Source organism: Rhodococcus sp. ACPA1 (assembly GCF_002300195.1).
GTDB classification, from domain to species: Bacteria; Actinomycetota; Actinomycetes; order Mycobacteriales; family Mycobacteriaceae; genus Rhodococcus_F; species Rhodococcus_F opacus.
Genome location: NZ_NSDX01000002.1, coordinates 258600 through 267870, shown reverse-complemented (window position 1 = coordinate 267870; position 9271 = coordinate 258600). Strand labels below are relative to the sequence as shown.

The following is a 9271-nucleotide window of genomic DNA, read 5'->3' as shown; positions in this document are numbered from 1 at the left end:
AGAGCAATCCTAGTCGAGAAACGCGCGACGACCGGAGCTTGTGCCTCCACGGCGAACAACGCGCGAGTCGCCCTCAGCGTGCCGTGAAACCGCCGTCCACCGTCACCACCGTACCCGTGACTCCACGCGCGTCGTCGGACGCGAGCCACCGCGCCGCTGCCGCGACCTCACCGGGTTCGACGAGCTTGTTGGTCGGCTGGGCCTGCACGAAGACCGACTCGTGCTCGTCGACGCCGACTCCCAGGGAGCGCGCGATCTCTGCGAGCATCCGCCCTTCGTACTCACTGCTGTCCCGCACCGATCCCGGGCACAGCGCATTCACCCGCACCCCGCTCGGCGCGTAGTCGAGGGCGACGGCCTTGGTGAGGCCGACGAGGCCGTGTTTGGCCGCGACGTACCCGGCGAAGTGGCGATACCCGACGAGCCCGGCCGTCGAGGCGACATTGACGATGCTTCCGCTTCGCTGGGTCACCATGATCCGGCCGACCGTCGCGATGGTCCGCCACGCCCCGGAGAGGTCGACGTCGAGCATCAGACGCCACTCCGATTCGGCGATGTCGTGCGCCACCTTCCCGGACGGTGCGGCGATTCCCGCATTGTTGAGCAGCACGTCGAGGCGACCGAATCGTTCGTGCGCCACCTGTACCGCGGCCCTGATCTCCGTGAGCTCACGGACGTCCACCGCCTGGGTCAACACCGTCGCACCGTGCTCGCGGCACAACTCCGCGGTGTAGTCGAGCTGACTCTGCGAACCGAGTGGGTACGGCACCCCGGGCAGGTTCCGGGTGATGTCGACGAGCATGAGATCAGCGCCGGCCGCTGCGAACTCGACGGCGCAGGCACGGCCGATCCCCCGCGCCGCGCCGGTCACGAAGGCCGTCTTCCCGGCGAGGTCGGCGCTCACCGAGTGCCCTCGCCGAGTTGCGCAGCAAGCAGTCGTACCAGCGCGTGCGGGTGCTCGGCAAGATACATGTGCCCGCCGTCGACCTCGAGCACCGCAGTCCCGGCAGTCGTCGCCGCCGCCCACTCCGCCACCTGAGCGACACCGACGAGGTGATCGCTGCGCCCGCGCAGAGCCGTGATCGGGACGTCCAGCGGCGGGTGCGGTGGCGGTCGATAGTTTTCGTGCATCTCGACGTCGGCGCGGACGACGGGCAACAGCAACTCCCGTAGTTCCGGGTTCGCCAGCGCGGGATGGGAATACCCGGCCAGATCACCCACCTGGGCGAGGAACTCCGCATCCGCCAACGACGACGCACGGATTTCCCGCACGGTCGCCGGTCCGGGCGATCCGCTCACGAACAGGCGGGTCAGCGCGACGCCCCCGTCGGCGGCCAGGCGGTGCGCCAGCTCGTAGGCCAGGACCGCACCTAAGCTGTGCCCGAACACGGCCACCCCGGCAGACTCCCGGACGACCGGCAGCACGCGCGGCGCCATGTCGTCGACGGCGGCGTCGACCGAGGTGAGCAGGTCCTCGCCGAAGCGTTCCTCACGGCCGGGGAGCTGCACCGGGAGGATATCCAGTCCCCTCGGCGCATAACCCTGCCAATCGCGGAAGAAGGATGCGCCCGCACCCGCGTACGGCAGGCACACCAGTGTCGCAGGCACCTTTGCCGCCTCCTTCCACGACGCCGAGGAAGACCGGTTACCTTCGACCCTAGGCCGCGCCCCTTTCCCGGTGTGGGGATTCGTGTGCACCGTCCGGTGCTGCGGAGCAACCGTTGGGGACAGTCAGAATGTCAGTAGATCTATCTCTGGCGCATGAGTTCAGATGAAGTTCGACCCCAATGCCGCACTCCCCCAGCGTTCCCGCGCAGAATGCTGCCCGTCACCATCTGCGGAGCGAAGCACCTGGAGAACTGGTCGGAAATGAGGTGACGTGCCCCGGCCACGTCACGCCGCGCCGCGGCCCATCCGGTGTATCCGTCACCGCTGTCGTCGACACCATGCTCCCACCCCACACCCGGTCTCCAATTGAATCAAACTGGTTTGATGCATCTGGTGTTACCCTCGTGGGGTGGTGCTGTTGCGTCAACCCGTCCCGTCATTCGTGCAGCTGGCCGCTCATCCGTTGCGGTGGCAGCTGTTGACGGTGCTGTCCGGCAGCGACTACCGGGTCCGGGAGATGGTGACGCTGGTAGGTGAGTCGCAGAACCTGATCTCCTACCACCTGCGCCTGCTGCGCGACGGCGGGCTGGTGAGGGCCACACGCAGCACCTTTGACGGCCGCGACAGCTACTACCACCTGGATCTGGACCGCTGCACCGAGATGCTGGCCGGTACCGGCACCGCGCTACACCCGACACTCGGCCGGGCCTCCACACCCCCGCCGTTCGACCCGAAGACACCCCTCGCCGTGCTGTTCGTGTGCAGCGGCAACAGTGCCCGCTCCGCGATCGCGGAAGCTCTGCTGCGCGAGCACACCAGCGGCCGAATCGACGCAATCAGCGCCGGCACCCACCCCAAACCGGGCATGCATCCCAATACGGTGCGCGTGCTGCGCGACGAGTTCGGGATCGACATCTCCGACCAACAACCCCGCCACCTCGACACACTCGCCGACCGCCGGTTCCAAGCGGTAGTCACCCTGTGCGACAAGGCCCGCGAAGTCTGCCCGGAGTTCGGCAACGACACGCGCTGGATCCACTGGAGCATCCCCGACCCGACACGATGCGGCACCGGCGAGGACACCTACCCGACCTTCGAGGCCACCGCCGCCGAGATCGACGCCCGCATCCGGTACCTGCTTCCGACCCTCACCACCAACCCGTGAAAAGGAGTGCCCGATGACCCCACCCATCGAATACGCCAGCGTCCGCTACCTCGTCGACGACGTGCCCGCAGCCATCGACTTCTACACCAGCCACCTCGGCTTCACCCTGCACACCAATCCCGCCCCCGCCTTCGCCGATGTGATCCGCGGATCCTTGCGACTACTGCTGTCCGGCCCGGCCAGTTCAGGTGCGCGCGCCACCCCCACCGACATCACCGGGCCGGGCGGCAACCGTATCCACCTCATCGTCAGCGACCTCGACGCCGAGATCACCCGACTGCGCGATGCCGGTGTCGCCTTCCACAGTGATGTGGTCAGCGGCCCGGGTGGTCGCCAGATCCTGCTCGCCGACCCCGCAGGAAATCTGATCGAACTGTTCCAGCCCACCGCACATCGGTAGGCCTCCACACCGATCAGCTGAGCCGACGACACCGTCGGGACGGCGTGTCACACGACCTGCCTTCCTTCCCCCGACTCGGCGTCGATGCCTCTACGGCGACTCACCATGGCCGAGGTCAGGCCCGATGCGACCACAACCTGCCCCAACATCAACGACGCCGGCAGTATCAGCAACTCCCACCCCGTCGAACCATAGACCTGCGACCGTCCCGACCAGCGCGGCGATCAACCCGACCGGCGTCGGGGGCAGAACCATCAGACCGAGAAGTGGTCCAGGCTCGACCATCCCCGTTCCTACCAGTTGCGGCACGACGAACAGCCACAGCGCACTGCACACAGCACCGAGACGACCGATACGATCGTGAGCACCTTCATCGCATCAAACTGAACCAGACTTCGGACTCACCCCGGCCGTCGTCCATTGCAGGTGGCACACCGTCAGCCGATCTCGCATGCGGCGACCGTGTCGCCGGATGCAGGAGTCCCGCTCCTGGATCAACACCAAGCCGCGGTTGGCTACGGGCGCCAGACCTGGACGACCGTCGGTAGTCTCGAAACATGGGCAAGCCCACGGTCCCGAGCGGCACGGTGCACAGAGTGCCTGCAGATCTACGAAAGGCGTTGGCCGACGACGGCCCGGCGCTGGCCGCGTGGAATGACATCACACCACTGGCACGCAATGAGTGGATCTGCTGGATCGAGGATGCCAAGCTCGATGAAACGAGACAGCGTCGAATCACAAGGACGCATACCGAACTGGCTGAAGGCAAGCGCCGCCCATGCTGCTGGCCTGGGTGCAGCCACAGGGAGAAGACCGGTAGGTAGAACCGTGATCGACCGCTTTCCGCGGACGATCTCGTTGATCCGTCGCGGTGGAGCGCCGGTGGCGTGTGGCGAGGCGGTTCTGTGTGACGCCGAGTGGCAATCTCCAGCCCGAAACGGGGATTTCCCCGCCGTCGGCGGTGTTGGGGGTTTGGCTGACAGGGCGAGCCGGTTCGGATACAACTGAGAGGGCATCGACAGTGACGCGGGCGGATCACCCCCGCGATGGGACCGGCCGACACCACACGTCCGGTGGCCGATGCGTTCAGCGAAGGAGTAAACGTTCGTGCTCGAGAACGAAATCCACCCCGTGGTCCGCATCCCATCCCCGCCCGCCGCTCCGCTGCCGCGCCGACAAGCGAATCGCCCGGACCGGTCACCGACCGTGGGTACTGGCCAGTGCGGGGCCGTGCAGCGACCCCTGGCCGCCGATCCGGATCGAAAACCAGCGGGCACGGACCCGAGCAAATCCTCGTCGATACCCGACGATCCGATCATCTGGCCCGATCCCAGCCCGCTCGCCGACTGGTGGGACCAGGTACTCGGCCGGCCCTCGGCCACCTGAGAGCCCGCGGTCCTACTCGAATGTGTGGAATCCCGGCCGCCACGTGTCGTCGTCTCGGCGGAAAGCACGGTCATCGCGGGCGCGGTGTGCTCTGCTGAGACCACACAGGAGCCGGGAGGTGCGGTGTGCGAGCTGGGGTCGGTGGACTGGTGCCAATGCGCCCAACCGAGGCGATGTTCGTGCTCTTCGAATCCCCGTCGCACCCGATGCACGTGGCCACCCTGACCCTGTTCGATCCCCCACCCGGCACCGCACCCGGTGCCCACGCCGCCGAGATGGTCGAGCGCTTGCGCGCGCACACCGAGGTGGCGGAGTTGTTCCGCAAACTCCCCTCCCGCCCGCTGCACGGGTATCCGTGGTGGCGGTTCGAGAAGCACATCGATCTCGGATATCACGTGCGGCACACTGCCGTTCCCGGTGACGGCACGATGGCCGAGCTGCTGTCGCTCGTCTCGCAGATGCATTCGATGCCGCTCGATCCCCAGCACCCGATGTGGGAGATGCACGTCATCGAGGGCCTGACAGACGGGCGCACCGCGGTGTACACGAAGTTTCACCTGTCGCTGACCGACGGAGCCTCCGGGATGCGGCTGCTGCACCGCGCACTCACGGTCGACCCGGACCTCCAGGACTGCCCGGCGCCGTGGAGCCCGTCGGTCGCGGCCCCCACTCTCCAGCCCTCCCTCGACCCCCGCGGGGTGCTGCGGTCCGGCCTGGTCACCACGCGGGAGCTGACGGCCGCCGTCCCCACCCTGATCCGCGCCGGCTACCACGGCCTGACCGAAGAACACCTGACGTTGCCGCTGCAGTCCCCGCCGACGATCTTCAACGCCCCGACCGGCCGCGCCCGCAAGGTCGCCGCCCGATCCTGGCACCTGAAAAGACTGCGCCGGCTCGCCGCCTGCACCGGCGCCCCATTGGATGTGGTCGTGTTGACGATGTGCGCGGGAGCCCTCCGCGCATATCTGCTCGAGCAGTACGCCCTCCCCGACGCGCCGTTGACCGCGATGCTCCCCGTCCCGCTCGACCTCGGCGAGTCGCCCACCATCGGGCCGGGCGGCAACCGAGGGATCGGCGCAATGGTGGTGTCCCTGGCCACCGACGAAAACGACCCACTCACCCGCTTGGCGCGGATCGCCGACTCCGTCGCCCATACCAGTGGAATCGTCGCCGCCCTGAGCCGTACCCAATTCCAACTGGTCAGCGTCCTGACGTTGAGTCCGATCATGCTCGACCCGGTTCGCCGGGTCCTCGACGACATCCCGCCGCCGTTCAACGTGATGATCTCCTACACCCCGGGACCGGCTCGCCCGCGGTACTGGAACGGCGCCCATCTCGACGCCGTCTACCCGATCCCGACCCTCGCGCGCGGCCAGGCGTTGAGCATCACCCTCACCAGCCGGTCCGGGCAGCTGCACGTCGCGGTCGTCGGCGACCGCACCGCGGTCCCTCACCTGCATCGGATCATCGGCCACCTCGACAGCGCCCTGACCGACCTCGACACCGCGGCCCGCACCGCCTCCCCGTGACACCGCGACCGTTCACGGGGGCACGAATTCGTCTCAGGCTCAATCGCGGCCTCATGTCAGCGGTCGGAACGGCGCAGCTGCGGCTGATCCTTGCCGAGGCCACCGGCCACCCCCATTGCCTCCGACGGATAGGGGGAGCAATGTGAGACACGGGGAAATGACCGGCGACGCCGCGTCGGCGCCGCCCTGAGGAGAAGGGTGCCGATCGTGTTCGCACGCTCAACCACAATTCAAGCGCATCCGTCGTACATCGATGCCGGGATCAAGCACGTACGTGACACCGTGATGCCGGCGCTGGCGGACACCGAGGGCTGCCTCGGAATGTCCCTGCTGGTCGATCGCGACTCGGGCCGGTGCATCGCGACCAGTTCGTGGCGGGACGAGGAATCGCTACGCGCCAGCGAGGGACCGGTGCTGAAGCTGCGTGACGACGCAGCCGAGATCTTCCACGGCACCACGGAGGTGTCGCGATGGGACATCGCTGTCATGCATCGCGACCACCATTCGGATCGCGGGGCCTGTTGCCGGGTCACGTGGATCAAGACGGAGCCGGCCCACATGGACCGCGCCGTCGACGTGTGGAAGATGGCTGCACTACCCAAGATGGAGGAACTCGACGGCTTCTGCAGCGCCAGCCTGATGCTCGACCACGCCGCGGGTCGCGGGGTGTCGTCGCTGACATTCGACAGCGCCGAGGCGATGGAACGCAACAGGGAACGGATCGACGGAATCCGGGACGAAGGAGTGCGCGAGGCGAACGCCGAGGTGCTCGATACTTGCGAGTTCGAGCTGGCCATCGCGCATCTGCACGTCCCCGAGATGGCGTGACACTGTCGAACTGTCGAGAAGGACAACCCCACCCGGTTTGGACGGCGGCCGCAGCGGCTGGCCGTCGTTCGAGACGGACACCGACGACGAGAAGCGGTCTGTGTGGATCGATCCCCGACCACAACGTGATATCGAGGGTTGCGCCGAGCGCGCGACCTGGCGTTCCCACCTGCAGCTCGCCAGTGCCACAACCGATCTGAACCCGCGATAGCGTTGTCGAGCAGCGGGTGACGCTGTCGAGATCACGATGATTCAGCGGCCGACGATACCTGCCCTGACGGGTCGGATCCGTGTCGATGCCGCGATGGCGACCGTCACGACGCCGAGCGAAAGGTTGAGCGCCCGGCGTCGTCGTCGCGCACTGCGCACTTGTCCGACTTGTCCTATCCGGGACCTTCGGCCTCGCGCGGTGGTCCGCGCGTCCTGTACAACTGAACAGGGATGCCGGTTTGTGACATGAACCACACCTAACCGTTATCTTACGAACCGATTACCTGAGCTGAACCATCGGACGTACCCGCAGTGGCAGTGCGGATACTCGCCCCGGGGACAGACGGGAAGGAGACCTCATATGCTGCCGATGTCGCCGACCGATTCGTTGTTCCTCCTCGGTGAGTCGCGGGCGCATCCGATGCACGTCGGCGGCCTGGCGATCTTTACTCCACCGGACGGCGCGGACGCGGCCGCGATGGGGGCAATGTTCGAGGCGGCGGCTGCCTCGGACGAGGTGGCGCCGCTATTCCGCAAGCGGGCCCGCCGGTCGCTGACCACCCTGGGACAGTGGGGTTGGGACACCTCGACCGACGTCGATGTCGACTATCACGTGCACCGCAATGCGCTCCCCCGACCGGGCGGCATGCCCGAACTGATGACGTTGGTGTCCCGACTGCACGGCTCCCCACTCGATCGCAGCCGCCCGCTGTGGGAGATGCACCTGATCGAGGGCCTCGCCGACGGCCGCTACGCGGTATACACCAAGATCCACCACGCACTCGCCGACGGCGCGTCCTCGATGAACCTGTTGCGCCGCAGCATGAGCGAGGACCCCTCCCGCAGGGGTATGCCCGCCCCATGGCAACCCGCCGCACCCGTCACGACGCCCGACGCGGCCAGGACTGCACCACTACCATCTCTGCCGACCAACCTGCGGGGCCTACCCGGTCAGGTCCTGCGCGGCGCCCGCGGCGCGGCCGGCGAGGTCGCAGGTCTGGCACCGGCACTTGCCGGCACCGTGGACCGCGCTCTCCGCGCCGAAGGCGGGCCGCTGTCGACGCGGGCACCGCACACGATGTTCAACGTCTCGATCGGGGGCGCCCGGCACTTCGCCGCCCGCACCTGGCCGCTCGAACGGATACGGCTGCTCGCCAAGCACGCCGACGCCACCGTCAACGACATCATCCTGACGATGTCCGCCGGAGCCTTGCGCAGCTACCTGCATGACCTCGGCGCGCTGCCCACAGACCCGCTGATCGCGATGGTCCCGGTCTCCCTGCGCCCCAACCCCTCCGGCACCGATTCGGAAGCCTCGAGCGGAAACCGGATCGGGGTCCTGATGTGCAACCTCGCCACCCACCTGCCCGACCCCGCCCACCGGCTCGACACCGTGCGCACCTGCATGCGCGAAGGCAAACACGCCCTGAGGGCGATGAGCCCCGCTCAAGTGCTGGCGATGAGCGCTCTCGGTGCCGCCCCCCTCGGTGTCGAGATGCTCCTCGGCCGGCGGGGGCCGCAGCGGCCGCCGTTCAACCTGGTGATCTCCAACGTCGCAGGACCCGACACCCCGCTGTACTGGAACGGCGCCCGCCTCGACTCGCTCTGCCCGCTGTCGATCCCTGTCACCGGACAAGCCCTGAACATCACCTGCACCAGCAGCGACGACCAACTCGTATTCGGGTTGACCGGCTGCCGGCGCACCGTCCCGAACCTGCACCCGATGCTAGACCACCTCGACACCGAACTCGACGCCCTCGAACAGGTGGTCGGCCTGTGACGCCACCCCTGGGTACGCCGTGACGGACGTCGCAGGGGCGGCCGCAATGATTGAAAGCCCTACTCGACACCAGTTTTCCCCGGACACCGACACAGCACCGATGTCCGCCCGGTAGGAAGGAATCCCGTGAACACCCACAAAGCACTGCTCATGCTGCTGCTCGGCGGCACCGCCGCCCTCGAGGTCCTCCTCCGCCGGCCCACCCCACGGCGCCGCGGACAGGGCGCGCCCTTCCACGCCAACGGTGACACCCTCGGTCTCGTGGCTCGTTCACGCTGCGAGGCTATTTCAGGGCAAAGTGCGGGGCACGCGCCCATACTGCCCGGTCGGTCCACGGATGGGCGGCGGCTCGTACCGCCGCCTGT

General features: G+C 67.7%; 9 protein-coding genes. 7 read left to right on the top strand and 2 right to left on the bottom strand.

Annotated features, from left to right (window positions below; genetic code table 11):
• Positions 1 to 73 precede the first annotated feature (73 nt).
• Both CJ177_RS07910 and CJ177_RS07905 read right to left on the bottom strand, forming a co-directional pair.
• Positions 74 to 904 carry an SDR family oxidoreductase gene (locus tag CJ177_RS07910; protein WP_005241170.1) on the bottom strand — a complete coding sequence of 277 codons (831 nt, stop codon included), beginning with the start codon at positions 902 to 904 and terminating at the stop codon, positions 74 to 76.
• Positions 901 to 1608, bottom strand: coding sequence for a thioesterase II family protein (locus CJ177_RS07905; protein ID WP_095867524.1), 708 nt, complete (start codon positions 1606 to 1608; stop codon positions 901 to 903). The genes CJ177_RS07910 and CJ177_RS07905 overlap by 4 nt, the downstream gene beginning before the upstream one ends.
• Positions 1609 to 2017: 409 nt before the next feature.
• Between CJ177_RS07905 and CJ177_RS07900 the strand changes: the two genes are divergently transcribed.
• The 7 genes from CJ177_RS07900 (at position 2018) to CJ177_RS07865 (ending at position 8906) form a co-directional block, all read left to right on the top strand.
• A complete protein-coding gene (locus CJ177_RS07900) occupies positions 2018 to 2773 on the top strand; it encodes an ArsR family transcriptional regulator (RefSeq protein ID WP_095867523.1) in 756 nt (251 codons plus the stop codon).
• A gap of 13 nt (positions 2774 to 2786) precedes the next feature.
• Positions 2787 to 3173, top strand: coding sequence for a VOC family protein (locus CJ177_RS07895; protein WP_005241164.1), 387 nt, complete (start codon positions 2787 to 2789; stop codon positions 3171 to 3173).
• A gap of 557 nt (positions 3174 to 3730) precedes the next feature.
• On the top strand, positions 3731 to 3997 hold the full coding sequence (locus CJ177_RS07885; protein ID WP_095867522.1) for a YdeI/OmpD-associated family protein: 267 nt from the start codon (positions 3731 to 3733) through the stop codon (positions 3995 to 3997).
• Positions 3998 to 4280: 283 nt separating this feature from the next.
• Positions 4281 to 4559, top strand: a complete 279-nt coding sequence (locus CJ177_RS07880; protein ID WP_061701344.1) for a hypothetical protein — start codon at positions 4281 to 4283, stop codon at positions 4557 to 4559.
• 155 nt (positions 4560 to 4714) lie between these two features.
• Positions 4715 to 6088, top strand: coding sequence for a wax ester/triacylglycerol synthase family O-acyltransferase (locus CJ177_RS07875; RefSeq protein ID WP_061043425.1), 1374 nt, complete (start codon positions 4715 to 4717; stop codon positions 6086 to 6088).
• A 198-nt stretch (positions 6089 to 6286) separates the two neighbouring features.
• Positions 6287 to 6916 carry an antibiotic biosynthesis monooxygenase gene (locus tag CJ177_RS07870; protein WP_025432445.1) on the top strand — a complete coding sequence of 210 codons (630 nt, stop codon included), beginning with the start codon at positions 6287 to 6289 and terminating at the stop codon, positions 6914 to 6916.
• Positions 6917 to 7487: 571 nt separating this feature from the next.
• Positions 7488 to 8906 (top strand): wax ester/triacylglycerol synthase family O-acyltransferase, encoded by a 1419-nt coding sequence (locus CJ177_RS07865; protein WP_005241154.1) that lies wholly within the window; start codon positions 7488 to 7490, stop codon positions 8904 to 8906.
• Positions 8907 to 9271 lie beyond the last annotated feature (365 nt).

What these genes read in the sequence shown, in the direction of transcription:
- CJ177_RS07895 (WP_005241164.1), top strand. Translation starts at nt 2,787, where the DNA reads ATGACCCCACCCATCGAATACGCCAGCGTCCGCTACCTCGTCGACGAC.
- CJ177_RS07885 (WP_095867522.1), top strand. Translation starts at nt 3,731, where the DNA reads ATGGGCAAGCCCACGGTCCCGAGCGGCACGGTGCACAGAGTGCCTGCA.
- CJ177_RS07875 (WP_061043425.1), top strand. Translation starts at nt 4,715, where the DNA reads ATGCGCCCAACCGAGGCGATGTTCGTGCTCTTCGAATCCCCGTCGCAC.
- CJ177_RS07865 (WP_005241154.1), top strand. Translation starts at nt 7,488, where the DNA reads ATGCTGCCGATGTCGCCGACCGATTCGTTGTTCCTCCTCGGTGAGTCG.